This window comes from Pseudonocardia sp. ICBG601, assembly GCF_020496245.1.
In genome coordinates, this window is the sequence record NZ_JAHLJA010000150.1 from 908,893 (window position 1) to 934,010 (window position 25,118).

The 25,118-nt window shown below is 75.5% G+C and carries 27 protein-coding genes; 18 read left to right on the forward strand and 9 right to left on the reverse strand.

What is annotated here, in order from left to right:
- The first annotated feature begins 85 nt into the window (after positions 1 to 85).
- The gene (locus KPL57_RS49900; RefSeq protein ID WP_226357415.1) at positions 86 to 850 is read left to right on the forward strand and encodes an alpha/beta fold hydrolase; all 765 of its coding nucleotides are present in this window, start codon (positions 86 to 88) and stop codon (positions 848 to 850) included.
- Positions 851 to 928: 78 nt separating this feature from the next.
- Here the strand turns inward: KPL57_RS49900 and KPL57_RS49905 are convergent, their stop codons facing one another.
- Positions 929 to 1,363 carry a TIGR03668 family PPOX class F420-dependent oxidoreductase gene (locus KPL57_RS49905; RefSeq protein ID WP_226357416.1) on the reverse strand — a complete coding sequence of 145 codons (435 nt, stop codon included), beginning with the start codon at positions 1,361 to 1,363 and terminating at the stop codon, positions 929 to 931.
- A gap of 4 nt (positions 1,364 to 1,367) precedes the next feature.
- Complete coding sequence (locus tag KPL57_RS49910; protein ID WP_226357417.1) at positions 1,368 to 2,252, reverse strand: SMP-30/gluconolactonase/LRE family protein; 885 nt, start codon at positions 2,250 to 2,252, stop codon at positions 1,368 to 1,370.
- An 81-nt stretch (positions 2,253 to 2,333) separates the two neighbouring features.
- Between KPL57_RS49910 and KPL57_RS49915 the strand changes: the two genes are divergently transcribed.
- The 3 genes from KPL57_RS49915 to KPL57_RS49925 all read left to right on the forward strand — a co-directional run bounded on the left by KPL57_RS49915 (position 2,334) and on the right by KPL57_RS49925 (position 4,222).
- A complete protein-coding gene (locus KPL57_RS49915; protein WP_226357418.1) occupies positions 2,334 to 3,320 on the forward strand; it encodes a pirin family protein in 987 nt (328 codons plus the stop codon).
- Between the two features lie 66 nt (positions 3,321 to 3,386).
- Entirely contained in the window at positions 3,387 to 3,728 is a 342-nt protein-coding gene (locus KPL57_RS49920; RefSeq protein ID WP_226357419.1) for a helix-turn-helix transcriptional regulator, read from the forward strand.
- Positions 3,725 to 4,222, forward strand: coding sequence for an SRPBCC family protein (locus KPL57_RS49925; RefSeq protein WP_226357420.1), 498 nt, complete (start codon positions 3,725 to 3,727; stop codon positions 4,220 to 4,222). The genes KPL57_RS49920 and KPL57_RS49925 overlap by 4 nt, the downstream gene beginning before the upstream one ends.
- On the opposite strand, the gene KPL57_RS49930 is transcribed toward KPL57_RS49925, so the two are convergent.
- A complete protein-coding gene (locus KPL57_RS49930) occupies positions 4,174 to 5,007 on the reverse strand; it encodes a helix-turn-helix domain-containing protein (RefSeq protein ID WP_226357421.1) in 834 nt (277 codons plus the stop codon). The two genes, KPL57_RS49925 and KPL57_RS49930, sit on opposite strands and share 49 nt — an antisense overlap.
- 146 nt (positions 5,008 to 5,153) lie before the next feature.
- Between KPL57_RS49930 and KPL57_RS49935 the strand changes: the two genes are divergently transcribed.
- Genes KPL57_RS49935 through KPL57_RS49950 form a run of 4 tightly spaced genes read left to right on the forward strand, consistent with a single transcriptional unit; the run spans position 5,154 to position 10,640 of the window.
- Complete coding sequence (locus KPL57_RS49935) at positions 5,154 to 6,107, forward strand: VOC family protein (RefSeq protein WP_226357422.1); 954 nt, start codon at positions 5,154 to 5,156, stop codon at positions 6,105 to 6,107.
- Positions 6,107 to 6,727 (forward strand): alpha/beta hydrolase, encoded by a 621-nt coding sequence (locus KPL57_RS49940; RefSeq protein WP_226357423.1) that lies wholly within the window; start codon positions 6,107 to 6,109, stop codon positions 6,725 to 6,727. Before KPL57_RS49935 ends, KPL57_RS49940 begins: the two co-directional genes overlap by 1 nt.
- A gap of 9 nt (positions 6,728 to 6,736) precedes the next feature.
- Positions 6,737 to 9,820 (forward strand): DEAD/DEAH box helicase, encoded by a 3,084-nt coding sequence (locus KPL57_RS49945; RefSeq protein WP_226357424.1) that lies wholly within the window; start codon positions 6,737 to 6,739, stop codon positions 9,818 to 9,820.
- Positions 9,813 to 10,640, forward strand: coding sequence for an SWIM zinc finger family protein (locus tag KPL57_RS49950; RefSeq protein ID WP_226357425.1), 828 nt, complete (start codon positions 9,813 to 9,815; stop codon positions 10,638 to 10,640). The genes KPL57_RS49945 and KPL57_RS49950 overlap by 8 nt, the downstream gene beginning before the upstream one ends.
- A gap of 371 nt (positions 10,641 to 11,011) precedes the next feature.
- Here the strand turns inward: KPL57_RS49950 and KPL57_RS49955 are convergent, their stop codons facing one another.
- Entirely contained in the window at positions 11,012 to 11,344 is a 333-nt protein-coding gene (locus KPL57_RS49955) for a DUF3817 domain-containing protein (RefSeq protein ID WP_226357426.1), read from the reverse strand.
- 174 nt (positions 11,345 to 11,518) lie between these two features.
- On the opposite strand from KPL57_RS49955, the gene KPL57_RS49960 reads away from it, so the two are divergent.
- From KPL57_RS49960 to KPL57_RS49970, 3 genes are read left to right on the forward strand one after another with little or no spacing between them, the layout of a single operon-like run.
- Positions 11,519 to 12,097, forward strand: coding sequence for a TIGR03086 family metal-binding protein (locus KPL57_RS49960; RefSeq protein WP_308253126.1), 579 nt, complete (start codon positions 11,519 to 11,521; stop codon positions 12,095 to 12,097).
- Between the two features lie 21 nt (positions 12,098 to 12,118).
- Positions 12,119 to 13,045, forward strand: a complete 927-nt coding sequence (locus tag KPL57_RS49965) for a TIGR03854 family LLM class F420-dependent oxidoreductase (RefSeq protein WP_226357428.1) — start codon at positions 12,119 to 12,121, stop codon at positions 13,043 to 13,045.
- A gap of 39 nt (positions 13,046 to 13,084) precedes the next feature.
- Positions 13,085 to 14,002, forward strand: coding sequence for a TIGR03854 family LLM class F420-dependent oxidoreductase (locus KPL57_RS49970; protein WP_226357429.1), 918 nt, complete (start codon positions 13,085 to 13,087; stop codon positions 14,000 to 14,002).
- Between the two features lie 21 nt (positions 14,003 to 14,023).
- Here KPL57_RS49970 and KPL57_RS49975 read toward each other — a convergent pair whose 3' ends face one another.
- On the reverse strand, positions 14,024 to 14,785 hold the full coding sequence (locus KPL57_RS49975) for an SDR family oxidoreductase (protein WP_255655311.1): 762 nt from the start codon (positions 14,783 to 14,785) through the stop codon (positions 14,024 to 14,026).
- 37 nt (positions 14,786 to 14,822) lie between these two features.
- Between KPL57_RS49975 and KPL57_RS49980 the strand changes: the two genes are divergently transcribed.
- A complete protein-coding gene (locus KPL57_RS49980; protein ID WP_226357430.1) occupies positions 14,823 to 15,341 on the forward strand; it encodes a DUF309 domain-containing protein in 519 nt (172 codons plus the stop codon).
- A gap of 137 nt (positions 15,342 to 15,478) precedes the next feature.
- Positions 15,479 to 16,990, forward strand: coding sequence for a GDSL-type esterase/lipase family protein (locus KPL57_RS49985; RefSeq protein WP_226357431.1), 1,512 nt, complete (start codon positions 15,479 to 15,481; stop codon positions 16,988 to 16,990).
- Between the two features lie 16 nt (positions 16,991 to 17,006).
- On the opposite strand, the gene KPL57_RS49990 is transcribed toward KPL57_RS49985, so the two are convergent.
- The 3 genes from KPL57_RS49990 to KPL57_RS50000 all read right to left on the reverse strand — a co-directional run bounded on the left by KPL57_RS49990 (position 17,007) and on the right by KPL57_RS50000 (position 20,107).
- Positions 17,007 to 18,086, reverse strand: coding sequence for a dipeptidase (locus tag KPL57_RS49990; RefSeq protein WP_226357432.1), 1,080 nt, complete (start codon positions 18,084 to 18,086; stop codon positions 17,007 to 17,009).
- Positions 18,087 to 18,106: 20 nt separating this feature from the next.
- Complete coding sequence (locus KPL57_RS49995) at positions 18,107 to 19,231, reverse strand: NDMA-dependent alcohol dehydrogenase (RefSeq protein WP_226357433.1); 1,125 nt, start codon at positions 19,229 to 19,231, stop codon at positions 18,107 to 18,109.
- A gap of 120 nt (positions 19,232 to 19,351) precedes the next feature.
- Positions 19,352 to 20,107, reverse strand: a complete 756-nt coding sequence (locus KPL57_RS50000; protein ID WP_226357434.1) for an SDR family NAD(P)-dependent oxidoreductase — start codon at positions 20,105 to 20,107, stop codon at positions 19,352 to 19,354.
- A 39-nt stretch (positions 20,108 to 20,146) separates the two neighbouring features.
- On the opposite strand from KPL57_RS50000, the gene KPL57_RS50005 reads away from it, so the two are divergent.
- The 5 genes from KPL57_RS50005 (at position 20,147) to KPL57_RS50025 (ending at position 24,453) form a co-directional block, all read left to right on the forward strand.
- Positions 20,147 to 21,547 carry a PLP-dependent cysteine synthase family protein gene (locus KPL57_RS50005; RefSeq protein ID WP_226357435.1) on the forward strand — a complete coding sequence of 467 codons (1,401 nt, stop codon included), beginning with the start codon at positions 20,147 to 20,149 and terminating at the stop codon, positions 21,545 to 21,547.
- 108 nt (positions 21,548 to 21,655) lie between these two features.
- The gene (locus tag KPL57_RS50010; RefSeq protein ID WP_226357436.1) at positions 21,656 to 22,294 is read left to right on the forward strand and encodes a nicotinamide mononucleotide transporter family protein; all 639 of its coding nucleotides are present in this window, start codon (positions 21,656 to 21,658) and stop codon (positions 22,292 to 22,294) included.
- 22 nt (positions 22,295 to 22,316) lie between these two features.
- Complete coding sequence (locus KPL57_RS50015; RefSeq protein ID WP_226357437.1) at positions 22,317 to 23,159, forward strand: shikimate dehydrogenase; 843 nt, start codon at positions 22,317 to 22,319, stop codon at positions 23,157 to 23,159.
- A 97-nt stretch (positions 23,160 to 23,256) separates the two neighbouring features.
- A complete protein-coding gene (locus KPL57_RS50020) occupies positions 23,257 to 23,622 on the forward strand; it encodes a DUF2256 and DUF3253 domain-containing protein (RefSeq protein WP_226357438.1) in 366 nt (121 codons plus the stop codon).
- Positions 23,623 to 23,643: 21 nt separating this feature from the next.
- Positions 23,644 to 24,453, forward strand: coding sequence for a methyltransferase domain-containing protein (locus KPL57_RS50025; RefSeq protein ID WP_226357439.1), 810 nt, complete (start codon positions 23,644 to 23,646; stop codon positions 24,451 to 24,453).
- Positions 24,454 to 24,463: 10 nt separating this feature from the next.
- On the opposite strand, the gene KPL57_RS50030 is transcribed toward KPL57_RS50025, so the two are convergent.
- Positions 24,464 to 25,117 carry a bifunctional 2-polyprenyl-6-hydroxyphenol methylase/3-demethylubiquinol 3-O-methyltransferase UbiG gene (locus tag KPL57_RS50030; protein ID WP_226357440.1) on the reverse strand — a complete coding sequence of 218 codons (654 nt, stop codon included), beginning with the start codon at positions 25,115 to 25,117 and terminating at the stop codon, positions 24,464 to 24,466.
- Between the last annotated feature and the right edge of the window lies 1 nt (position 25,118).

The window sequence follows — 25,118 nt, forward strand, 5'->3', positions numbered from 1 at the left end:
CGACGTCAGCCGGAGGTCGGGAATCACGCAAACGAGCCTTCACGACTGTTCCGGACGGCGCAACAGCGAGCACTACCATCGTGATGTGCCTGCGACGTCGCTGCTCGAACTGGACGGTCTGCGCCACGAGTACTCCGACACCGGTGATCCCGGCGACGGCCGTGCGCCCCTGCTGTTCCTGCACGAGGGGCTCGGCTCGGTCGGTCTGTGGCGCGGCTTCCACGAACGGGTCGCGGCCGCGTCCGGGCGCCGGGCCGTCGCGTACTCCCGGCTCGGGCACGGCCGCTCCGACCGGCCCCGCGACCCGCGGACCACGGCGTTCATGGCGACCGAGGCGGCGACGACCGTCCCGGCCCTGTGCGCCGCGCTCGGTCTGGACCGCCCGGTCCTCGTCGGACACTCCGACGGCGGCACGATCGCGCTGCTCGCGGCCGCGGCGATGCCGGTGAGCGGGGTGGTGGTCCTCGCCCCGCACGTGCTGACCGAGCCGTTCGCCCTCACCGCGATCCGGGCGGCCCGCACCGCGTTCGACGACGGCGACCTCCGCACCCGGATGGCCCGCCACCACGACGACCCGGACGCCGCGTTCCGCGGGTGGAACGACATGTGGCTGGCCGAGGAGTTCACCTCCTGGGACGTCCGCGACGCGCTGGCCGGCATCACCGCCCCGGTGCTGGGTCTGCAGGGCGATGACGACCCCTACGGCACCGTTGTGCACGTGCGCGCGGTGGCCGAGCGGGCGTCCGGCCCGGTCACGGTCACCGAGCTGCCGTGCGGGCACGCGCCCCACCTGGAGCTCCCCGACGAGACCGCCGAGGCGATCACCGCGTTCCTGCGCACCCTGCCCTGATCGCGGGTTCGCGCGCGGAACCGTGGTGCGCGCGCGACGGGACGCAGGCGGGGTCCGGATCCGCGCGCGGACGCGTGATCATGGGGGCGGGGTGGCGGTCCAGGCGGTCCAGCGGGTGGGGGTCAGGGCCAGGACCGGGCCCTGCGGTGGCTGCGCGGCGTACGGCTCGTACCTCTCCGCGAGCGCCGCGACGGCGCGGGCGTGCAGGTCGCCGTCGTCGTGGATCGCGCAGGTGGCGTCCAGGCGGACCCACCACAGCTGCGACCAGTCGTCGTCGTAGTGGTCGGCGAGCAGGGCCACCCGCGGGTCGGCCTCGATGTCGCGCAGCCGCGCGAGGCGGCGGTGCCGCTTGGGCTTGACGTCGTCGACGGCCGACACCACCAGCCCGTCGACGAGTGCGAAGGTGACCGGCACCAGGCGCGGGGTGCCGTCGGTGGCGCGGATCGTCGCGAGCCGCGCCACCCGCGCGCCGGTCAGCAGCGCGCGGGCGGCGGTCTCGTCGAGGGAGGGCACGGGCTCAGGCCGCCGGGACGTCCACCCGGACGGCGAGCAGCTGCGCCAGGCGGGTGTCGCGGCGCTCGTGCTCGGCGAACCCGGGGGCGGTGCAGAGGAACAGGGTGTGGCCGTCGTCGCCGCCGAGTGCGCAGGCGTAGGTGCCGACCTGGCCGGTGGAGACCTCGCCGTCGACCAGCCCGCCGGGGCGGACCCGGATCGCCCGGTTGCCGATGGCGTCGGCGACCCAGATCGCACCCTCCGCGTCGGGGGCGGAGATGCCGTCCGGGGCGACGGTGAGCTCGGCGATGGCGTCGAACGGGTCCTCGGCGGCCGACGGCGGACCGAACAGCGCCCAGTCCCGGCGCGGGCCGAGGGTGCCGTCGTCGCCGACCGCGAAGGCGGACATCCGGTTGCCGAAGGTCTCGGCGACGACGAGGTCCCCACCGGACAGCGCGGGTCCGTTCGCGAAGTGCAGCGGCTCGCTCGCCACCGACACGGAACCGTCCGGCGCGACGCGCAGCAGCGGCGCGGCGGCGCGCGGGGCGCCGTTCATCAGGTCGAAGCCGAAGCTGCCCACCCAGAGGCCGCCGCCGTCGTCGACGATCATGTCGTTGAGCACGTGCTCGGCGTGGCCGGACAGGTCGGCGTGGGTGACGAGGGTGCCGTCGGTCTCGCGGCGCAGGATCCGCCGGTCCCGCATGGACACGATCAGCAGCCTGCCGTCGGGCAGCCAGCCCAGACCGGAGGGCTGCTGGGGCACCTCGGCCTCGGTGCGCAGGTCCGACCCGTCGGCGCGGGCCGAGAGGACCCGGTGGGTGTAGAAGTCGCTGACCCAGATCCTCCCGTCGTGCCAGCGTGGCCCCTCGAGGAACGACATGTCCGACAACACCGTCGACAGCTCCGTCATGGCGATCAGTCTGGCCTCCCGGGAATCGGGGCGCCAGCGCGGTCGTTGACCGTGCAACAACCACCGACCGTGGAGGTCCCGATGCCCGCCGTCTCCGTCGCCGACGTCAGCGCCCTGCCTCGCGTGCCCGTCCCGGGCCCGACCGACCTGGACCGGGGCGTCCGCAGCGTCACCACCGCCCCGCGCGGGTACGAGGGCGAGGGCTTCCCGGTCCGCCGTGCCTTCCAGGGGGTGGACCTGCGCGATCTCGACCCGTTCCTGCACATGGACCAGATGGGCGAGGTCGAGTACGCCCCGGGCGAGCCGAAGGGCACCTCCTGGCACCCGCACCGCGGCTTCGAGACCGTCACCTACATCATCGACGGGACCTTCGAGCACGGTGACAGCCACGGCGGCGGCGGGACGATCACCGACGGCGACACCCAGTGGATGACCGCCGGCTCGGGCCTGCTGCACATCGAGCGCCCGCCGGAGTCGCTGGTGCGCAGCGGCGGGCTGTTCCACGGCCTGCAGCTGTGGGTGAACCTCCCGCGCGCGGACAAGTGGCTGCCGCCGAAGTACCAGGACCTGCGCGGCGGTGAGGCCGCCCTGGTCACCACGCCCGACGGCGGCGCGCTGCTGCGGGTGATCGCCGGCGACGTGGCGGGCGCGTCCGGACCGGGCTCGACCCACACCCCGATGGCGATGGTGCACGCGACCGTCTCCCCCGGCGCGCAGCTGCGGCTGCCCTGGCCGCGGCCCTACAACGCGCTGGTCTACGTGCTGAACGGGTCCGGCACCGTCGGTGCGGACCGGCGCCCGGTCCGCACCGGCCAGCTCGCCGTGTTCGGCCCCGGGGACCTGATCACCGTCGAGGGCGGCACGGGGCAGGAGTCCCGTCACCCGTCGCTGGACGTGGTGGTGCTGGGCGGGCAGCCGATCCGCGAGCCCGTCGCGTGGGCGGGCCCGTTCGTGATGAACACCCGCGAGGAGGTGCAGCAGGCGTTCGAGGACTACCAGCGCGGCCGCCTCGGCGTGGTGCCGTCGGACTACGTGCCGCACGGCTCCCTCCCCGGCTCGTTCAACTGACGGGTTGAGTACGGGCCCTCCCGGCGCTACGGTGTATTCAATCGAGAGGTTGAACGAGGAGGAGACGTGGAGGACCGGCTGAACCGGGTCTTCGCCGCACTGGCGGACCCGATCCGGCGCGACATGGTGGCCCGGCTGGCGACGGCCGACGCGACCGTGAACGAGCTGGCCGAGCCCTACGACGTCTCCGTGCAGGCCGTCTCCAAGCACATCCGGGTACTGGAGGACGCGGGGCTGGTCCGGCGCAGCCGGCAGGCCCAGCGCCGTCCGGTGCACCTCGAGGCGGAGGTCTTCGACCTGATGACGGCCTGGATCGAGCGGTACCGGCGGCAGGTGGAGGAGCGCTACGCGCGCCTCGACGACCTGCTCGCCGAGGGCGCACCCACCGAGCACGAGGAGACGGCATGAGCACCACCGGTACCCGCGGCACGGCCATCGACACCGTCGACGACCTGCCCGCCATCCGCATCACCCGCGAGTTCGACGCCCCGCCGGAGCGGGTCTTCGACGCCCACGTCGACGAGGACAAGGTCGTGCGCTGGCTGGGCCCGCGCGGGCTGACGATGACCGTGCACCGCTGGGACGCCGCGACCGGCGGCGGCTACCGCTACACCCACGCCGACGAGGGCGGCGAGTACCGCTTCTTCGGCTCGTTCCACGAGGTCCGAGCCCCCGAGCGGATCGTGCAGACCTTCACCTTCGAGGGCTTCGGCGACAGCGTCTGCCTGGAGACGATGACCCTGACCCCGCTGCCCGGCGGGCGGACCCGGCTGGTCGCGGAGTCGCTCTACGACTCGTTCGCCGCCCGCGACGCGATGCTCGCCTCGGGGATGGACGTCGGGGTGAACGAGGGCTACGAGCAGCTCGACGAGCTGCTCGCCGAGCGGGCGCCCTCCCGGTAGGCCGCCGGGGTCAGGCCCGTCGCGCGTTTGAACACCTGCCCGAAGTGCGACGGCCCGCGGAACCCCCACCGCGACCCGATCGCCGCGGCGGGCACGTCGGCCAGTGCGGGGTCGGCCAGGTCGCGCCGGCACATCTCGACCCGCCGCGCGCGGATCCAGGCCGCGGCGCTCGTGCCGGTCCCCGCGAACAGGTTGTGCAGGTGGCGCGCGGAGACGAAGTGCGCGGCGGCGATCCCGGCGGGCGCGAGGTCCGGGTCGCCGAGGTGCGCCTCGACGTGGGCCTTGATCCGGTCCAGCAGGTCGCAGTGCGGGGCGGGCTCGGCGCCGGCGGTGCTCCGCAGCAGCACCCCGACCAGGTCCACGGCGTGCCGCACCGCGACGGCGGCGTGCGGACCCATCGCGAGCCGGTGCGCGTCGAGGTGGCACAGGGTGTCGCAGACGTAGCCGGCCAGGCCGGGGCCGGCGTCGAAGGCGGTGCCCGCCACCCCGGTGAGCGGCTCGCCGCGGGGCTCGACGCGGTCGCGCGGGAACCGCACGCACAGCGCGCGGAACGCCCGGTCCGCGGTGGGGGTCCCCGGGTGGGCCGGGTCCAGCAGCGCCCACCGCCCGGGGACCAGCGGCTCACCGTCGCCGAGCAGGGCACTGCCCGCGAGCGCCACGACCAGCACGAGCCGCTCGTCGCCGGGAGTGGGCAGGTCACCGGTGACGGTGGTGAAGGAGACGCCGTCCGGTCCGGGGACGGAGCCGGGTCCGGAGTCGGTGGGACGGTCGGCGACGGTCGTCATCGGCGGCTCCTGGTCGTGCTGGTGGCCGCACCCAGCCTAGTCACGCCGTAGCCGCCCGCCGGGCCTGTGCGGGCGTGCACGCGGGCGACAGCGGTCTGCGCCCGTCGGCGATGTGCCGCGGCCGCAGTGTTCCTAGCGTCGGGCACGTGGCTCATGTCGAAGGCTCGCACCATGTGACCCTGTCCGTCGCCGGCGCCCAGGAGGACGTCGACTTCCACACGAAGATCCTCGGCATGCGCTTCATCAAGCGCACCGTCCTGTTCGACGGCTCGCTGCCGATCTACCACCTCTACTACTCCAACGCCGACGGCGACCCGTCCAGCGTCGTCACCACGTTCCCGTGGGCGCAGGCGGGCCAGTTCGGCACCCGCGGCACCAACCAGGCCCGCGAGGTGCTGCTGTCGGTGCCCGAGGACTCGCTGGACTACTGGTCGGCGCGGCTGCGCTCGCACGACGTCGAGGCGACCGACCTGGAGCGCTTCGACCGGCGCCGCCTGGCGTTCCGGCACCCGTCGGGCATCGAGTACCAGTTCGTCGGCACCACCGGCGACCCGCGGCGCGGCTACGAGGGCAACGGTGTGCCCGGTGAGCACGCGATCCACGGCATCCACGGCGTCGGGGTGCACATGACCACCCCGGACCGGATGGTCGAGTTCGCCGACACCTCGTTCTTCGCCCAGGGCGCCCCCGTCGAGGACGGCGACGTGTTCGGCCTGCGGATCGGCGACGCGAAGGTCGGCAACCACCTGGAGATCACCGTCAACCGCCGCGATGACCAGGGCACCTGGCGCTACGGCGCGGGCACCTACCACCACTTCGCGTGGAACGTGTCCGACCTGGCGAACCAGGACGCGGTGAAGTTCGACATCGAGGGCGCCGGCTACACCGACATCTCCGAGCTCAAGGACCGCAAGTACTTCAAGAGCGTCTACGTCCGGACGCCGAGCGGGGCGCTGTTCGAGCTGGCCGTCACCCACGACGAGGGCGGCTGGACCTGCGACGAGTCCCCGCAGGAGCTCGGGACCCGGTTCCAGCTGCCCGAGCAGTTCGAGCACCGGCGCGAGGAGATCTTCGCCAAGCTGGAACCGATCGAGGACTGATGGCGACCTGGGGGGATCCGGACGCGCCGCTGGTCGTGCTCGCCCTGCACGGGCGGGGCCGCGACCCCGACGACATGCGGGCCACCGCGGCCCGGTTCGGGGACGTGCCCGCCCGGTTCGTCGCGCCGCCGGCGCCGGGCGGCAGCTGGTACCCGAAACCGTTCCTGGAGCCGTTCGACGAGAACCGCGACGCGCTGCTGCGTGCCCTGGGCATCGTCGACGACGAGCTGGCCCGGCTCGCCGACGCCGGTGTCGGCCGGGACCGGGTGGTGCTGTGGGGGTTCTCCCAGGGCGCCTGCCTGGCCGCGCACCACCTGCTGGTGCGCGACCCGCGCCCGTGCGCGGGACTGGTGCTGTTCACCGGCGGGTTCGTCGGTCCGGAGCCGGTCCCGGCGCCACCGGCCGGGGCGCTGGCCCCGACCCCGGCGGTGCTGCGGTCGATCTCGCACGACCCGTGGGTGCCCGCGCACCGGGTCACCGAGACCGCATCGCTGCTGGTCGCCGGCGGTGCGCGGGTGGACCTGCGGATCGACGACGGCGACGAGCACGTGATCACCGACGAGGCGTGCGCGGCCGCGGCCGGGCTCCTGCACGCGGTCGCTGTCGGGGGTCGCCTCTAGCGTGGGGGTGTGTTCGTCGTCCACGCCCTGCACTCCCCCACCCGGGGCGTCCTGCTGTGGGCGGAGGACGGCGAGCGCACCCCCCGCACCGACCGCCGGTCGCTGCGCACGGCGCGGCCGCACCCGTTCGCGGTGCCGTCGGACGAGCTGGCCGCGATCCATCCGGGCAAGCCGGCGTCGGTGACGGTGCTGCTGCCCTCGCACCCGTCGGGCCCGCAGGACTCCCCCGGCCTGGTCCGGTCCCGGCCGCGCACCCGGAGCCGGGGCACGCCGACGCTGGCGCCGTGGACGTTGCCCGCGGTCGTCGTCGACCCCTCCGAGCTGACCGACCCCTCCGACGAGGTCCGCTACGGCGCCGGGTTCGCCCACCTCGCCGACCTCGCCCGGCTGGCCGAGGAGCTCGCGGCCCGCGGCCGGGTGCTGCCGGTGCTGCTCACCGAGTCCGGCCGGCCCGCGGCGCGCTGGCGCCCGGTCGTCCAGGGTCTCGACGCGGTCGCCCGCGCCGACCTGGTGCGGCGGCTGCCCCCGGTCGCACGGGCCGAGCAGCGTCGCCCCGGCGACGTCGCCGGGCAGGACCCGGACACCCTGGTCGACGCCGCGCTGGCCCGGTTCACCGACGCCGCCGTCCGCGAGCGGCTGGGGCGCAGCGCCGCGATGCCCGTCCCGCTGCCCGCCCGCGCGGACGCCCCGGCGTCGCTGCTGCACGCGCTGACCGGCCCGTCGGCGGACCTGCCCGCGACCGGTGCCGGGCTGCGGGTGCTGCGCGAGGCACTGGCCGTTTGGGACGACGTCGGCCGTGAGCAGCCCGGCGCCGCCACCGCGCTGTTCCGGCTCGCCGAGGTCTCCACCCTGCACGACCCGGCCGACCCCGGCCCGGACCTCGACGACCAGACCGGCGACGGCACCCGGTGGGAGCTCCAGTTCGCGCTGCGCTCCACCGAGGACCCGAGCCTGGTGTTCGACGCGGCCGGCGTGTGGGCCGGGGAGGCCGACGCCCTGGTCTCCGGCGCGCAGGACGTGCTGCTGGCCGAGCTGGGGCGGGCCGCGCAGGTGCTGCCCGGGCTGGTGCCCGCACTGCGCCGGGCCCGCCCGACCGGGCTCGAGCTCGACGTCACCGGCGCCCACCGGTTCCTCACCCGGGACGCACCCGCGCTGCTCTCGGCCGGGTTCGGGGTGGCGCTGCCGCGCGGCTGGGACGGGCGCCGCCCGCTGGGGCTGCGGCTGTCGGCGTCGTCGGCCCCGGCGCCGGGGGTGATCACCCGCGGCGGGCTGGGCCGTGACGAGCTGGCGGAGTTCCGCTGGTCGCTCGCCGTCGGCGACGAGGAGCTGGGCGAGTCCGAGATCGCCGCGCTGGTGGCGGCGAAGGCGCCGCTGGTCCGGCTGCGCGGGCGCTGGGTCGCCGTCGACGCCCAGGCGCTGGCCCAGGGGCTGGACTTCCTGCGCCGCCACCGGGACCGGCCGCCCACCGTCGGCGAGGTGCTGGCCGCGGCCCGTGGTGAGGCGGGCGCCCCGCTTCCGGTGACCGACGTGTCCGCCCGCGGGCACCTCGGGGGGCTGCTGGAGGGCACCGCCGAGGCGACGCTGACGCCGGTGCCGTCGCCGCCGGGGTTCACCGCGACGCTGCGCCCCTACCAGGAGCGCGGGGTGGCGTGGCTGGCGTTCCTGTCGTCGCTGGGGCTGGGGGCGTGCCTGGCCGACGACATGGGGCTGGGCAAGACCGTCCAGCTGCTGGCCCTGGAGGCCCACGACCGGTCCGGCGGGCCGACCGGCGCCCCGACCCTGATCGTGTGCCCGATGTCGATGGTCGGCACCTGGCAGCGGGAGGCCGCGACGTTCGCACCCGGCCTGCGGGTGCACGCCCACCACGGGGCCGCCCGCCCGCGCGGCGATGCCCTGCACGCCCGGCTCGGCGAGGCCGACCTCGTCGTCACCACCTACGCGACCGCGACCCGCGACGCCGAGGACCTGCGGGCGTGGCGGTTCCACCGGCTCGTCCTCGACGAGGCCCAGATGATCAAGAACGCACACGCGGCGGCGTCGCGCACGATGCGGTCGTTCGACGCCGGCCACCGGGTCGCGCTGACCGGCACCCCGATGGAGAACCGGCTGGCCGAGCTGTGGTCGGTGATGGACTTCCTCAACCCCGGCGTGCTCGGGGTGCCGGAGGTGTTCCGGCAGCGGTTCGCGGTGCCGATCGAGCGCCACCGCGACGCCGGGACGGCCCGCATGCTGCGCCGGATCACCCGGCCCTACCTGCTGCGGCGGGTGAAGACCGACCCCACGGTGATCGACGACCTGCCGGAGAAGATCGAGATCGTGGCCGACCACCGGCTCACCCGGGAGCAGGCGTCGCTGTACCGGACCGTCGTCGACGACATGATGGAGAAGATCGAGGGCAGCGACGGCATCGAGCGCCGCGGCAACGTGCTGGCCGCGATGAGCAAGCTAAAGCAGGTCTGCAACCACCCCGCGCAGCTGCTGCACGACGGGTCCCCGATCCACCGCAGCGGCGGGCGGCACCGCTCGGGCAAGGTCGCCCGGCTGGAGGAGATCCTGGAGCCGGTGCTCGCCGCCGGGGACCGGGCGCTGCTGTTCACCCAGTACACCGAGTTCGCCGCGATGCTGCGCCCGCACCTGTCGGCGCGGTTCGACACCGAGGTGCTCTACCTGCACGGCGGCACCCCGAAGAAGCGGCGCGACGAGATGGTCGCCCGGTTCCAGTCCGGGGAGGGACCGTCGCTGTTCCTGCTCTCGCTGCGCGCGGGCGGCACCGGGCTCACGCTCACCGCGGCGAACCACGTGATCCACCTGGACCGGTGGTGGAACCCGGCGGTGGAGGACCAGGCCACCGACCGGGCGTTCCGGATCGGGCAGCGGCGCGCGGTGCAGGTGCGCCGGTTCGTGTGCCCGGGGACGGTCGAGGAGCGGATCGAGGATCTGGTCACGGCGAAGCGGTCGCTGTCGGACATGGTGGTGACCGGCGGGGAGGACTGGCTGACGTCGCTGTCGACCTCCGAGCTGCGTGCGGTGTTCGCGCTCGGCTCGGACGCGGTGGCCGACCCCGACGAGGAGACGGGCGACGCCGATGAGTGACCGGCCGTTCTGGGCGCAGGAGGACTTCACCGGTGGGCCGCCGCGCCGCGTCGAGGGCGGGATCCGGATCCACGCGTCGAGGGGCGCGGTCGCCCGGACCTGGTGGTCGGCGCGGTTCCTGGCGGTGCTGGAGCGGCTCGGCGTCGGCGGGCGGCTCTCGCGTGGCCGCAGCTACGCCCGGTCGGGGCAGATCGTGTCCCTCGACGTCGACGCGGGCGCCGTGGTCGCGCTGGTGCAGGGCACCCGGCCGCAGCCGTACCGGGTCCGGATCGGGCTGGGGGTCTGGGACAAGACGCAGTGGCGGCGCGTGGAGCAGGCCCTGGCCGCCGACGCCTGGTACACCGCGGCCCTGCTGTCGGGGACCGTGCCCCCGGAGATCGAGGAGCTGCTCAACGGCCTGGAGCTCTCGTTGTTCCCGGCCGCGGGCGCCGACCTGTCGCAGGACTGCTCGTGCCCGGACCACACGGTGCCGTGCAAGCACCTGGCCGCGGTGTTCTACGTGCTGGCCGAGCGCTGCGACACCGACCCGTTCACCCTGCTCACGCTGCGCGGACGCGACCGGGACACGCTGCTGGAGCGGTTGCGGGCCGAGCGCGACAGTGGCGACGGCCCGTCCGGACCGGCCGGGCCGGCGCCGCTGGCGGACCTGCTGGACAGCTTCTGGGAGGGCGCGGCGGGGTCCGCTCCCCCGCGGCCGCCGGACACCGAGCCGGGCGCGGTGCTGGACCAGGTGCCCGAGCCGTCACTGCGGTCCGGCGGCGGGCGACTGACCGACGCGTTGCGGCCGGTGTACCGGGCGCTGGCCCACCCGGACGCGTGAGGAGCCGGAAATATGTGAGGGCCCGGTCGCCGTGGTCGAGCGACCGGGCCCTCGTCCCGAACTGACGCGCCGCTCCCACCACGAAGCGACACGTGAAACTTAGCCAAGGCTTACCTACGCTGTCAAGCCGTGGGCGGGAGCGGATGCTCCCGGAGAGTCGGGAACCGGCGCCGCCGGGTTCCGCGGGACCGTCGAGACCGACACCGACCCCGGAACGCGGGACGCGGGACGCGGGACGGCCCGGCCGCTGTGGTCGATGCGGCCGGGCCGTGTTTCCCGAACTGACGCGCCGCTCCCACCACGAAGCGACGAGCTGAAGTTAGCCTAGGCTAACCTCAACCGTCAAGAGCGGCACGGGAATCCGGGAGGTCTCAGCCGGCGACGGGCTGGGCGCGGGCCGGGTCGAGGCGGCCGGTGGCGCCGGCGTGGCGCTCGAACCAGATCGTCGTCAGCGGCGGGATGCTCGCGAGCAGGCCGATCACGGTGGTGCGCAGGTCCCAGCGGAACAGCCGCGCGGTCCACAGCGTGACGAGCACGTAGGCGACGAACAGCGCCCCGTGGATCGGCCCCATGACCTGCACCCCGACCTCGGTGGTGGCCAGCACCCACTTGAAGAACATGCCGATCAGCAGGCCGGTCCAGGACAGCGCTTCGGCGATCGCCACGACGCGGAAGGCCTTGGCGACGAGGGACGGGTCGTTCATGACGGTGCTTCCTCCAGGCGGACGGGACGTCGGAGACCACTCTGCCGTATCCCCGGCACCACCTTCTACCGGGTGTCGAAAGACACGCGGTGCGATGAGTCGGCGCGCCGCGACCGGTCGGAGCAGGCAGGGCCCCGCGACCGTGGGGCGCCGACCCGACCGGAGGTGGCATCCGTGCTCGATCTCGCCCCGACCGCCCGCGCCGTCGCCGACGTCGTCGCCGGTGTCCGCGACGACCAGCTCCACGACCCGACCCCCTGCGACGACATGACCGTCGCCGCCCTCCTCGACCACCTGCACGGTCTGGCGTGGGCGTTCCGGGTCGCGGCGCAGAAGTCCCCCGAGGCCGCGGGTACCGCGCCGAGCGCCGACGCCGCGCACCTCGTCGCGGACTGGCGCACCGCGGTCCCGGCCCGGCTCACCGCGCTGGCCGAGGCCTGGCGCGAGCCGACCGCCTGGGAGGGCTTCACCGCCGCGGGCGGGATGGACCTGCCCGCCGAGGTCGCGGGGGTCATCGCGCTCGACGAGCTGGTCCTGCACGGCTGGGACCTCGCCGTCGCGACCGGCAGCCCCTTCACCCCCGACGACGACGCCGTCGCCGCCGTCCTGGAGTTCACCACCGCGATGTCGGAGCCCGGCCAGGAGGCGTCCCGGGCGGGCCTGTTCGGGCCGGTCGTCGCCGTCGGGGACGACGCACCGGCGTTCCACCGGGCGCTCGGCAACAGCGGCCGCGACCCGCGCCGGGGCCGCTGACGCGGGGTAGCGTCGACCGGCGTGGTGACGTCCCCGCACGGCAAGGTCCGCATCGGCGTCGGCTCGGTGGGGCTGCGCGCCACCGACCCCGGCTCGGAGTTCGACGAGTTCGTCGACGCCCTCGAACGCGCAGGCGTCGACTCGCTGTGGCTGCCCGACCTCGTCTCCGCCCCCGGCGTCGACGCGCTGGTCGGCACCACCTGGGCGGCCGCCCGGACCCGGACGCTCAAGGTCGGCACCGGCGTCACGATCCTGCCCGGCCGCAATCCGATGCTGCTCGCGGCCGAGCTCGCGTCACTGGCGGTGCTGGCGCCGAAGCGGATCCTGCCCGCGTTCGGCATCCGGGCGGCGACGCCGTCGGAGCGCCAGCTGTTCCCCGTCCCCGGCACCCGGGCCGCGGTGTTCGAGGAGTCCCTCGTGGTGCTGCGACGGCTGCTGTCCGAGGAGTCGGTGACCCACCACGGCGAGTTCTTCACCCTCGACGACGCGACCGTCGCACCGCGCCCGGCCCGCCCGCTCGACCTGTGGCTGGGCGGGCGCGCCGAGGTCGGCCTGCGCCGGGTCGGCCGGCTCGCCGACGGCTGGCTGGGCAGCTTCCTCACCCCCGACGAGTCCGCCCGCGCCCGCACCGTCATCGAGGCCGCCGCCCGCGACGCCGGCCGGGAGATCGACGACGACCACTACGGCACCAACGTCACCGTCGTGCTGCCCGGCGAGGGGTCCGGTGCCGCCGCCGACCACGCGCTGCACCGGGCCGCCCAGCAGCGGCCCGACGCGGACCCCGAGCAGCTGGTCGCCCGCGGCTGGGACGGCGCCGCCGAGCAGATCCGCCGCCACGTCGAGGGCGGGCTGACCAAGTTCGTGGTGCGCCCCGCCGCCCCGGCGCAGGACTGGGCCCGGTTCCTCGACGAGTTCGTCGCCGAGCTGGGGCCGCTCGAGTCGGACTGAATGTTCCCGAACGGGTGACCGATCACCTACGGTGAGTGAGTGGCCGACTCCCCGCACGGCAAGGTCCGCATCGGTCTCGGCCTCGTCGGGGCCCGCGACCTGCCCACCTTCGCCGACGAGTTCGACGAGCTGCTCCACGCCCTCGACGCTGCCGCCGTCGACTCGCTGTGGCTGGCCGACATCGCGTCGAAGTCGGTGGTCGACCCGATGGTCGGCAGCACCTGGACCGCGGCGCGCACCCGCACCCTGAAGGTCGGCACCAGCGTCACGGTGCTGCCCGGGCGCAACCCGATGCTGCTCGCCTCCGAGCTCGCGTCGCTGGCGGTGCTCGCCCCCCGGCGGATCCTGCCGGTGTTCGGGCTGCAGGCCGCCCAGCCCTGCGACCGGCAGCTGCACCCCGTACCGGGCCGGCGCGCCGCGGTGTTCGAGGAGTCCCTCGTGGTGCTGCGCCGGCTGCTCACCGAGGACTCCGTGACCCACCACGGCGAGTTCTTCACCCTCGACGACGCCGCCGTCCTCCCCCGCCCGGCCGCCCCGCTCGACCTGTGGCTGGGCGGACGCGCCGACGCCGGGCTCCGGCGCGCCGGGCGGCTCGCCGACGGCTGGCTCGCCAGCTTCCTCACCCCCGCCGAGACCGCCCGGGCCCGCGGGATCATCGAGACCGCCGCCCGCGACGCCGGCCGCACGATCGACGACGACCACTACGGCACCAACCTGTGGGTCGCCCCGCCCGGCGCGGACCCCGGCCCCGCCCGGGCGCTCGCCGGGGCCCAGCGTCCGGACGTGGACTGGCGCGACATCGTCGGCGACGGCTGGGACGGCGTCGCCGAGCTGGTCCGCCGGCACGCCGACGGCGGCCTCACCAAGTTCGTGGTGCGCCCGACCGGCCCGGTGGCGGACTGGCCGGGGTTCCTCGACCGGTTCACCACCGAGCTCGGGCCGCTGCAGTCCGGCTGAGCGCCGCGGTGCGGCGCCGGGTCAGCGCGTCGTCCAGATCCCCCCGTCGACCGGCAGCACCGCGCCGGTCACGTAGGACCCGGCGGCCCCGGCCAGGAACAGCGTCGCCCCGACGACGTCCGAGGGCTTCCCCAGGCGTCCGAGCGGGGTGGAGTCGGCGATCTCGTCGCCCGCCGCCTCCAGCGTGGCGCGCATCATCCGCGACGGGAACGGACCCGGCGCGATCGCGTTCACGGTGATCCCGCGCCCGGCGAGGTCGCGGGCCAGCACCCGGGTCAGCTGGTGCACCCCGGCCTTGCTGGCCGAGTAGCTGTAGTTCGGCAGCTCGGGGACGCGCAGCCCGTCGATGCTGCCGATGTTGATCACCCGGGCCGGGTCCTCGGCCGACCCGGCGGCCTCCAGCAGCGGCAGGAACGCCCGGGTCAGGAAGAACGGCGCCTTCAGGTTGAGGTCGAGCACCTTGTCCCAGGCGTGCGCCGGGAACTCCTCCAGCGGCGCACCCCAGGTCGCGCCGGCGTTGTTGACGAGCAGGTGCACCCGCTCCTCGCGCTCCCCGACCTCGGCGGCCAGCCGGACGCACTCGTCCTCCGACGACAGGTCCGCGGCGATGCCGGTGCCGCCGATCTCTGCGGCGGTGTCGGCGCAGGCGTCGGCCTTGCGGCTGGACACGTAGACCCGCGCCCCGGCCTCGGCGAGACCGCCCGCGATCATGCGGCCGATGCCGCTGGTGCCGCCGGTGACCACGGCCACCCTGCCGCGGACGTCGAACAGTTCGGTGATCATGACGCACGCTAACCGGAGAGCTGGCACCCTCGCAGGCATGACCCGTTCCCGCGACCGCGACGACCGGGGCCGTGCCCGCAACGCCCGCCCCCGCGACGCCGCCGGGCGTCCGCTCCCGCACGGCGCACCCGGCGTCGAGCGGGTGCCCGAGGACCTGGTGCTCTCCCCCGCCGACGCCGTCACCGAGGCCCAGCGGCTGCTCGACTCGGGCCTGCCGTTCAACGCCCACGAGATCCTCGAGGGCGCCTGGAAGGACGCGGGCGACGACACCCGCGACCTGTGGCGGGCGCTGGCGCAGCTCGCGGTCGGGCTGACCCACGCCCAGCGCGGCAACGCCCGCGGCGCCGTCGCGCTGCTGCGCCGCGGCGCGGAGGGCGTCCGGCTGTGGCGGGTGCTCGACGTCGCCGTCCCGGCCGGGCTGGACCTCGACGGGCTGGTCGCGCACACGGACGCCCTCGCCGACGACGTCGAACGCGACGGTGCCGGCGCCGTCACGGCGGCGCGGCTCGCCCCGCGACTGCGCGGGACCCGGGCGCCGGGGAACCCGGGAGCCTGATCGCCGCGCGGCCGCGCGCCGGGAGCCACCCGCCGGGGAGTCCGACGCCACCCCACGACGTCCGTGACTCCGGCCCGTCCCCCGGGCCACCATGGGGCCGTGCCCCTCCACCTCGTGTCCCGCCCCGCACACTGACGGTGGCCGCCCGTCCCACCTCCCGGTCCTGGCCCCGCGCGCTGCTGCGTGAGGCCCGGTCGCTGCCCACGCTGGCGCTGCTCGGGCTGATCGCCGTCGTCGGTGTCCCGCTGGTGATCCTGCTGACGCCGGAGAACCACGTCGAGGTGTTCGGTCAGGACGTCGGCGTGGGCGCCCGGGTGCCGCCGCTGACGCTGTCGGGGCCCGCGCAGATCGCCCAGCTCGGCAACGCCGAGTTCGACCTCACGACCGTGCAGGTGTGGGGTCCCATCCGGCCGCGGCTGTCGATCGGGCCGTTGAAGCGGCCCGCCGACAACGGCCCGGTGCTAGGCCCGCACACCGTCGACGGCGCGGGCGACGCGGTCCGCGACCTCGGTGAGGGGTTCGTGACCTGGTACCTGTGGGGCGCCGCGGGCATCGTGCTGGTCGCGCTGCTGGGCAGCGGGCTGATGGCGACCGCGCGGCTGCTGCTGGCGCTGCGCCGGACCCGCACCCGCCGGTACCGGCCGGTGCACTGGGACGACCTGGCCGGGCCGATCGGGCGGATGACCGTCGTCGCGGTGACCGCGTCGGTGCTGCTGTGGGCGGGCGCCGGGGTCGCCGCGCTGCACGGCACCCTCACCGGTCTGGGGCGGGTCACCTCGCTGACCGACCTGGTCGGGGCGGCGACGGTCACCCCGTCGCCGGTCGGGCCCGCGGTCACCGGGGTCGCGGGCGCGGTGATCGGGGACTCCCGCGCGGCCCGGATCGGCGGCCCGCCGCTGCGGCAGGACGACGGCACGGTCACCGACGAGGACCGCGCCTGCGGGCGCAGCACCGACTCCACCGCCGCCGAGCTGGCCCGGCTGCGCGGCGAGGACGTCCTGAACCTGGCCTGCGTCGGGGCGGGCGTCGCGACCGGGCTGCGCGGGCCGCAGCTGCGCGAGGGCGTCACCGTCGACCCGCAGGTCGGGCGGCTCAAGCAGGTCCGGAACCTGCAGTGGGTGGTCGTCGCGGTCGGCCCGAACGACCTGGCCTGGTCGGACTTCCTGCTGTACTGCTACGGCCTCGCCACCTGCGACGACCGGCTCTCCGACGGCGAGTTCGAGTCCCGCCTCGCCGGGTTCGCCCGCGACGTCGGCGCCCTGTTCACCGACCTCGACACGCTGCCGGGGCGCCCGCGGGTGGTGGTCACGCTGTCCTACGACCCGTTCCCGGCCCGGTTCGACCCGACCTGCGCGGACATGCGCGGCCCGGCCGGCACCCCGGGGCTGGACCAGGCCAAGCTGGACCTGCTCGCCGAGCGGAACCGCCGGCTCAACGACGTGCTGGCCGACGGCGCCGCCCGCTTCGGGTTCAGCACCGCCGCGCCCGCCCTGGCGCCGCTGTGCGACCCGGACCGCGACCGGATGCCGCCGGACATCATGGGGCTCGCCACCCCCGACCCGTTCCACCCGACGGCGGTCGGCTCGCTGCGGATCGCGGCGTCGGCGGCGACGGCGCTGGCCGGTCCGCGCCCCACCGGGACGCCGTGACCCGCCGCCGGGCCGCTCAGGCGTCGGCGTCGCGCAGCACCCGCAGCGCGTTGCGGTGGGCCAGCTTCGCCAGGTCCTCCGCGCTCCACCCGCGGTCGGCGAGCGCGTCGAGCAGCCGCGGGTAGGTGGAGACGTCGGAGAGCTCGTCGGGCAGCTCGGTGGTGCCGTCGAAGTCGCCGCCGATGCCGACGTGGTCGATCCCGGCGGCTTCGCGCAGGTGCTCGACGTGCGCGACGACCTCGGCGAGGGTCGCGCGGGGCTGCTCCGGACCGTCCCAGCCCGCGATGAACCGGTTCCGGGCGGCGAGGTCGCGGTGGTCGGCCCCGGCGTCGGCCATCGCCTCCCGGACCCGCCCGTCCCACGCGGTCACGGCGGTGGAGACGAAGCGGGGCACGAACGTCGCCATGACCACGCCGCCGTTGCCGGGCAGGGCCTCCAGCACGTCGGCGGGGACGTTGCGCGGGTGGTCGGTGACGGCGCGGGCGCCGGAGTGGGTGAACAGCACCGGCCGGGTGGTGACGGCGAGGGCCTGGCGCATCGTCGTCGGTGCGACGTGCGAGAGGTCGACGATCATGCCGATGCGGTTCATCTCGGCGACGACCCCGCGGCCGAACTCCGACAGCCCGTCGTGGCGGGGCGTGTCGGTGGCCGAGTCGGCCCAGTTGTTGTTCAGGTTGTGGGTCAGGGTCAGGTAGCGGACCCCGAGCCCGCGCAGGACCCGCAGCACGGCGAGGGAGTCGGCGATGCAGTGCCCGCCCTCGGCCCCCATCAGGGAGGCGACCCGCCCGGAGCCGACGACGGCGTCGACGTCGTCGGCGGTGTCGGCGAACGCCAGGGCGTCCGGGTGGGCCGCGAGCAGCCGCCGCACCCGGTCCACCTGGTCGAGCACCGCGGTGACGGCCTCGTCGTGGCCCAGCTCGCCGGGCACGTAGACCGACCAGAACTGGGCGCCGACCCCGCCGGCCCGCAGCCGCGGGAGGTCGGTGTGCAGCCGCGGGTCCCCGGCGGCGACGTCCGGCTCGCGGGCCGGGTCGCCGCCGGAGAGCTCGCGCAGCGCCCAGGGCAGGTCGTTGTGTCCGTCGAGTACGTAGACCATGCCCCGGAGCCTGCCAGGGCTCAGTAGCGGATGACGCCCCGGATGTTCTTGCCCGCGTGCATGTCCTCGTAGGCCGTCGCGACCTGGTCCAGGGTGTAGGTGGTGGTGACCAGCTCGTCGAGCTTCAGCGCGCCGGCGCGGTAGAGCTCCAGCTGGCGCAGGATGTCCCAGTTCGGGTTGGACATGCCGAACATCGCGCCCTGGATCCGCTTCTGGAACAGGGTGACGTCGGCCAGCGACACCGGCAGCGGCTCGGTCGAGTTGATGTCGCCGAGCGCGGTGACGACGACGGTGCCCGCCTTGCGGATCGACGCCATCGCCTGTCCGATGTGGTCGGGCTTCACGACGCCGACGGTGACGACGGTCTGGTCGGCGCCCTGACCGTTGGTGAACTGCTTCGCGATCTCGGTGGCCTCCTCCATCGTCTCCACCGCGTGCGTGGCGCCGAGCTCCTGGGCCTTCTCGCGCTTCAGCGCGACCGGGTCGACGGCGATGATGTTCGCGGCGCCCGCGTGCGAGGCACCCTGGACCGCGTTGATGCCGATGCCGCCGATGCCCATGACGATCGTGGTGTGGCCCGGCTGCACGCCGCCGGCGTTGACCGCGGAGCCCCAGCCGGTGCCGACGCCGCAGCCGACCAGGCAGGCGACCTCGAGCGGGATGTCGTCGGGGACCTTCACGCAGGAGTCCTCGGAGACAACGGTGGTCTCGCAGAAGGTCGAGATGCCGCACATCTGGCCGACCGGGGTGCCGTCGTCGGCGAGCCGCAGGCGGGTGGTGGGCTCCTCCCAGCGGGTGCCGGCGAGCAGACCCGCGCCGAGGTCGCAGAGGTTCTGCATGCCGCTGGCGCACCAGCGACAGTGCCCGCAGGAGGGCAGGAACGAGAAGACGACGTGGTCGCCCTCCTTGAGGCCCTTCTTGTTCGCCCCGGCGCGGGTGACGATGCCGGAGCCCTCGTGGCCACCGGCGAACGGGTAGGTGCCGACCGGGATGTCCCCGGTGGCGATGTGGTCGTCGGAGTGGCACAGCCCCGACGCGACCATCTTGACCTCGATCTCGCCGGGGCGCGGCTCGTCGAGTTCGAGGTCGACGACCTCGTACTTGCCCGGAGCGCTCCGGACGATTGCTCCACGGGTGTGTCCCACGGTGGTTCACCTCAGACGTCGTCGTCCAACAGGATGCGCACGCGACGATATGAGCCCGGTCACTCCAGGGGAAGTGCCACACGCAGATCGCGGGACACCGTTCGCCTGTAGACCGTGTCGCTAACGGGGCATCCGACGCCAGACGGCGCGGGGCAGCAGCCGCAGCCCGAGGAACAGCAGCCGCAGGGTGCCGGGCACCCAGACGTCGGCGTTGCCCCGCCCGCGCCGGACCGCGCGCACCGTCGCGTCGGCGACCTGCGCGGGCGTCGACGACAGCGGCGCCGGGCTCATCCCCTCGGTCATCCGGCCGACGACGAACCCCGGGCGGATCAGCACCAGCCGCACCCCGGTCCCGTGCAGCGCGTCGGCCAGGCCGGAGGCGAACCCGTCGAGCCCGGCCTTGGCGCTGCCGTAGACGTAGTTGGCGCGCCGCACCCGCACGCCGGCCACCGAGGAGTAGACGACCAGCGTCCCGCTCCCCTGCGCGCGCAGCACCTGGGCCAGCTCGGTGAGCAGGTGCACCTGGGCGAGGTAGTCGGTGTGCACGATCGCGGCGGCGTGCGCGGCGTCGGTCTCGGCGCGGGCCTGGTCGCCGAGGATCCCGAACGCGACGACGGCGACGTCGATCCGCCCGTGGCGCGCCGTCACGTCGTCGAGCAGCGGGCGGTGGCCGGCGAGGTCGTCGGCGTCGAAGGCGACGGTGTCCACCGCGGCGCCCGCGGCCCGGACCCGGGCCGCCTCCGCGGTCAGCGCCTCCGGGCGGCGCGCGGCCAGCACGACCGTGTCGGTGTCCCCGGCCGCGAGCCGTTCGGCGACCTCCAGCCCGATCTCGCTGCGACCACCCAGGACCAGGACCGTGCGCTCCGAACCACCCACACGGTGCAGCCTCCCACCCGGTGGCGGACCATCGTCGCCATGGGGTCGGACGGGGAAGCCGGTGCGGTGTACGACTCGGTGCTCGACGCGGTCGGGGCCACCCCGCTGGTCCGGCTGCGCCGCATCGTGCCCGAGGGGTCGGCGCAGGTCTGGGTCAAGACCGAGTGGACCAACCCGGGCGGCTCGGTGAAGGACCGCGCCGCGCTGGCGATGGTGCTCGACGCCGAGGAGTCCGGGGCGCTGCGCCCGGGCGGCACGATCGTCGAGGGCACCTCGGGCAACACCGGCATCGGCCTGGCGATGGTCGCCGCCGCCCGCGGCTACCGGGCGGTGTTCGTGGTGCCGGACCGGACCACCGCCGAGAAGCAGGCGCTGCTGCGTGCCTACGGCGCCGAGGTCGTCCGCACGCCGGGACTGGTGCCCCAGGACGACCCGCGCCACGTGCGACGGCTGGCCGGCCGGATCGCCGCCGAGACCTCCGGCGGCTGGCTCGCCGACCAGTACGACAACCCGGCCAACCCGGCCGTGCACGAGCGGACGACCGGCCCGGAGATCTGGGCGCAGACCGGCGGCCGGGTCACCCACCTCGTCGCGGGGGTGGGGACCGGCGGCACCCTCACCGGCGCCGGCCGGTACCTGCGCCGGCACGGCGTCACCGTCGTCGCGGCCGACCCGTGGACCTCCCGCTACGGCGGCGGCGACGGCAGCCCGTACTACGTCGAGGCCGTCGGCCACTACCTGCACCCGCTGACCGGCACCGACACCTGGCCGCGGGTCTACGACCCGGCGGTGCACGACCGCGTCGAGCGGATCGGCGACGGCGACTCGCTGCGCACGGTGCGCAGCCTCGCCCGGTCCGAGGGTCTGCTGGTCGGCGGCTCGTCGGGGACGGCGGTGGCCGCGGCGCTGCGTGTGGCCGTCGAGGCCGGGCCGGACGCGGTGGTCGTCGCGGTGCTGCCCGACTCCGGGCGGATCTACCTGTCGAAGTACTTCGACGACGACTGGCTGACCCGCCTCGGGTTCCTCGACGCCGTCGCCGGGCCGCGGGTGCGCGACACGGTCGGCCCGTACGCGCCGGGGCTGCTCGTCGCCCCGGCCACGACGACCGTCGCCGCGCTGCTCGCGGCCCTGGACCGGGCGGGCCCCGGCGGCGCGGTCCCGGTGGTGCTGCCGCGCGAGACCGACGCCGTGACCTGGTCGGCACCGGACGTCATCGGCAGCGTGCGGCCCGCCGACCTGGTGGGACTGCGCCCCGACGAGCGGGTCGGGGCGCACGCCGGTCCCCCGCCCGCGACGGTCGGCCACGGCGGGTCCACCGCGGCCGCGACCGCGCGGCTCGACGCCGCCGCCGTCGGCCAGCACGACGCCGTCCTGGTGCTGGTCGACGGCCGTGCGGTCACCCAGGTGCGCCGCGACCGGCTCGGCGGCCACCCCGCCTGAGGCCGGTGTGGGTCCGCTCACACCGGACCGGGCGGGGATGGGCGGGGACGGCGCCGTCGTTGTCTGCTGTCACGGGGCGCGCCCGCCGCGTCCGGGAAGGGGACCGTCGTGGACCTCCTGCTGCACCACGGGCTGACCGCGTTCGGGCAGTTCGTGTCGTGGGCCGAGCTCGTCGGGCAGATCGGCGCCATCGCCGTGGTGTTCCTGGCGCGCCGGCGCAGCCTCGCGACCTGGCCGGTGCAGATGGCGGCCTGCGTGCTGCTGTTCACCGTCTACGCCTCGGCACACCTGGGCGGGCTCGCGTTCCGGCAGGTCATCGTGCTGGCCATCTCGGTGTTCGGGCTCGTCGCGTGGCTGCGCAGGCGCGACCCGGTCTACGGCCTCGCGGTCCGCCAGGCGAGCACCGCGCAGCGGCTCGGGCTGGTCGGGCTGCTCGTCGGCGGCACCGTGGTGATGGCGCTGGTCCTCGAGGCGCTCGACGCCAGCTGGGCGCCCTGGCCGGACGCCGCGATCTTCGTCGGCACCGCGGTCGCGTTCCTCGCCCAGGGTCTGCGGTTCATCGAGTTCTGGGTGATCTGGCTGCTGGTCGACGCCGTCGGCGTGCCGCTGCAGCTGGCCTCGGGGCTGTGGTTCTCCGCCGCGGTCTACGTCGTGTTCGCCGGGCTGGTCGTGCACGGCTGGTGGAGCTGGGCGCGGGCCCGGCGCACCGTGGGGGCCGCGCAGCGGGAGCCGTCGCGGGCGGTCTGAGCCCCCACGGGATACTGCTCGGATGAGCACGTCCCCCGTCCGCCGCGCCGCCGTCCTCGGTTCCCCGATCGCCCACTCGCTCTCGCCCGCGCTGCACAACGCCGCCTACACCGCGCTCGGGCTGACCGGCTGGTACTACGACCGGCACGAGGTCGACGAGGCGGGCCTGGCCGGGTTCGTCGCCGGGCTCGGCCCGGAGTGGGCGGGACTGTCGCTGACGATGCCGCTCAAGCGGGTGCTGCTCGACGTCGCCGGCCACGTCGCGCCGGGGGCGGCCGCGATCGGCGCCGGCAACACCCTGGTCTTCGAGGGCACCGGCGCGACCGCGCACAACACCGACGTCACCGGCATCGCGCGCTCGCTGCGCGCCGCGGGCGCGGGCGGCGGGCGCGCCGTGGTGCTCGGGGCGGGCGGGACCGCGCAGGCCGCCGTCGCCGCGCTGCACGACATGGAGGTCGACGCCGTCGACGTCCTGGTCCGCGACGCGGGGCGGACCTCCGCGCTGCGCGGGACGGCCGAGCGGCTCGGCACCGAGGTGACGGTGCACGCGGTGCTCACCGACACGCCCGCCGCGGCGCGGCTGCTCGAGGGCGCCGACGCGGTCGTCTCCACCCTCCCGGCCGGGGCGGCCGACGCACTGGCCGGTGCGCGCTGGCGGCCGGGGACCGTGCTGCTCGACGCCGTCTACGCGCCGTGGCCGACGGTGGTCGCGGGCGGCGCGGCGGCGGCCGGGGCGCGGATCGTGTCCGGCCTGGAGATGCTGCTGCAGCAGGCGGTCGCGCAGGTCGAGCTCATGACCGGGCGTCCCGGTCCGGAGGCCGCCATGCGCGAGGCGCTCGACGCGGCCGTGCTCGCCCGCAGCTGAGCCCCCGGCCCGGCGGCGCCACGGCCCGGGTGGCGCTGCTCAGGCCCTGATGATTCTCGGCGAGCGGAGCGCCGCGGGCGGGACGACCATGACGGTCGTGGAGGAGAAGAGCTGCGTGGTCTGCGGGCGGCGGATCGAGTGGCGGAGGAAGTGGGCCGACGACTGGGAGCAGGTGCGTTACTGCTCCCAGGGCTGCCGCAGGCGCAAGGTCCGCCCGGTCGACTCCGAGCTGGAGTCGGCGATCACCGGGCTGCTCGACCGCAGGAAGGGCGGGGCGACGATCTGCCCGTCCGACGCGGCCCGCGCCGTCGACCCCGACGGCTGGCGCGATCTCATGGAGCCGGCGCGGATGGCCGCGCGCCGGCTCGTCGACGCCGGGCGGGTCGAGATCGTGCAGTCCGGCCGGGTCGTGGACCCGTCGACGGCGAAGGGCCCGATCCGGATCCGCCGGGTGCCCGGCTGAGCGTCGTGCCAGGCTGAGACCGTGCCCCGCGACACCTACACCCACGGCCATCCGGGCGTCGTCGTCCGGTCGCACGCGGCCCGCACCGCGGAGAACTCGTGCGCCTACCTGCTGGACCGGCTCACGCCCGGCACCAGCCTGCTCGACGTCGGCTGCGGCCCCGGCAGCATCACCGCCGACCTGACCGAGCGGGTCGCGCCCGGCCGGGTCCGCGGCGTCGAGGTGGTGCCCGGACCGCTGGAGCAGGCCCGCGCCGGTGCCGCCGCCCGCGGCCTGGACGTGGAGTTCGCCGTCGACGACGGCTACGCCCTGTCCGACCCGGACGGCACCTGGGACGTCGTGCACGCCCACCAGGTGCTCCAGCACGTGTCCGACCCGGTCGCGGTGCTGCGCGAGATGGGCCGGGTCGCCCGGCCGGGCGGCCTGGTCGCCGCCCGCGACGCCGACTACGCCGGGTTCCACTGGTGGCCGCACGACCCGCGGCTGGACCGCTGGCTGGAGCTGTACCGGGCCGTCGCCCGCGGCAACGACGCCGAGCCCGACGCCGGACGACGGCTGCTCGGCTGGGCGCACGCGGCCGGGTTCACCGAGGTGACGCCGTCGGCGTCGGTCTGGTGCCACGCGACCCCGGAGGCCCGCGCCGCCTGGGGCGGGATGTGGGCCGACCGCATCCACACCGGCGTCGGGCGGATGGCCGTCGAGCGCGGGCTGGCCGGGGAGTCCGAGCTGGACGGGATCTCCGCGGCGTGGCGGGAGTGGGCGGCGCACCCCGACGGCTGGATCGTCATCCCGCACGGCGAGGTCCTCTGCCGGGTGCCCGACCGGCCCTGAGCCGCCCGGGTCAGGCGCGGCGGTGCAGGGCGACCACGTAGTCGCCGCCGGACCAGGGTGCACGGTCCCAGGTGGACCACCGCGCGACCGGGTCGAGCCCGGCGGCGGCGCACCAGGCGTCGTGGTCGTCGGGGGTGGGCCAGCCCGGCTGCGTGGCGAACCCGGCCAGCAGCAGGCCGTCCGGACGCAGGTGCCGGGCACAGCCCGCGACCACCCCCGCGCGGTCCTCGGCGTAGGGGATCACGTTGCCCGCCAGCACGACCAGCCCGAACCGCTCGGGCAGGTCCAGGGTCTCCAGACCGGTGGTGACCCAGCGCAGCGCGGGCGCCTTGGCCCGCGCCGCGGCGATCATGTCCGGGTCCGGGTCGACGCCGACGACCGCGACGCCGCGCCGGTCCAGCTCGATCGCGACGCGGCCGGTGCCGCAGCCGCCGTCGAGGACGGGGCCGTCCCCGCGCAGCGCGCAGACCAGGTCGGCCTCGCCGTGCGGGTTCTTCCCGGCCGCGGCCATCGCCGCCCACCTGCGGTCGTAGTCGTCGAGGTCGACCCGGCCGCGCCAGACCTCCCAGTCGTCGGGGAGCCCGCCGGGGCCCGGCTCCGCGGGGTCGGCGCGGGGTCCGCTGTGGTCGTGCGGGGCGTGGTCGTGCGGGGCGTGGTCGGGCACC

Excerpts from the sequence above, each read along its gene's own strand:
- KPL57_RS49910 (WP_226357417.1), bottom strand. The coding sequence starts at position 2,252 with ATGACGGAGCTGTCGACGGTGTTGTCGGACATGTCGTTCCTCGAGGGG.
- KPL57_RS49915 (WP_226357418.1), top strand. The coding sequence starts at position 2,334 with ATGCCCGCCGTCTCCGTCGCCGACGTCAGCGCCCTGCCTCGCGTGCCC.
- KPL57_RS49925 (WP_226357420.1), top strand. The coding sequence starts at position 3,725 with ATGAGCACCACCGGTACCCGCGGCACGGCCATCGACACCGTCGACGAC.
- KPL57_RS49930 (WP_226357421.1), bottom strand. The coding sequence starts at position 5,007 with ATGACGACCGTCGCCGACCGTCCCACCGACTCCGGACCCGGCTCCGTC.
- KPL57_RS49940 (WP_226357423.1), top strand. The coding sequence starts at position 6,107 with ATGGCGACCTGGGGGGATCCGGACGCGCCGCTGGTCGTGCTCGCCCTG.
- KPL57_RS49950 (WP_226357425.1), top strand. The coding sequence starts at position 9,813 with ATGAGTGACCGGCCGTTCTGGGCGCAGGAGGACTTCACCGGTGGGCCG.
- KPL57_RS49955 (WP_226357426.1), bottom strand. The coding sequence starts at position 11,344 with ATGAACGACCCGTCCCTCGTCGCCAAGGCCTTCCGCGTCGTGGCGATC.
- KPL57_RS49975 (WP_255655311.1), bottom strand. The coding sequence starts at position 14,785 with ATGATCACCGAACTGTTCGACGTCCGCGGCAGGGTGGCCGTGGTCACC.
- KPL57_RS49980 (WP_226357430.1), top strand. The coding sequence starts at position 14,823 with ATGACCCGTTCCCGCGACCGCGACGACCGGGGCCGTGCCCGCAACGCC.
- KPL57_RS49990 (WP_226357432.1), bottom strand. The coding sequence starts at position 18,086 with ATGGTCTACGTACTCGACGGACACAACGACCTGCCCTGGGCGCTGCGC.
- KPL57_RS50005 (WP_226357435.1), top strand. The coding sequence starts at position 20,147 with ATGGGGTCGGACGGGGAAGCCGGTGCGGTGTACGACTCGGTGCTCGAC.
- KPL57_RS50015 (WP_226357437.1), top strand. The coding sequence starts at position 22,317 with ATGAGCACGTCCCCCGTCCGCCGCGCCGCCGTCCTCGGTTCCCCGATC.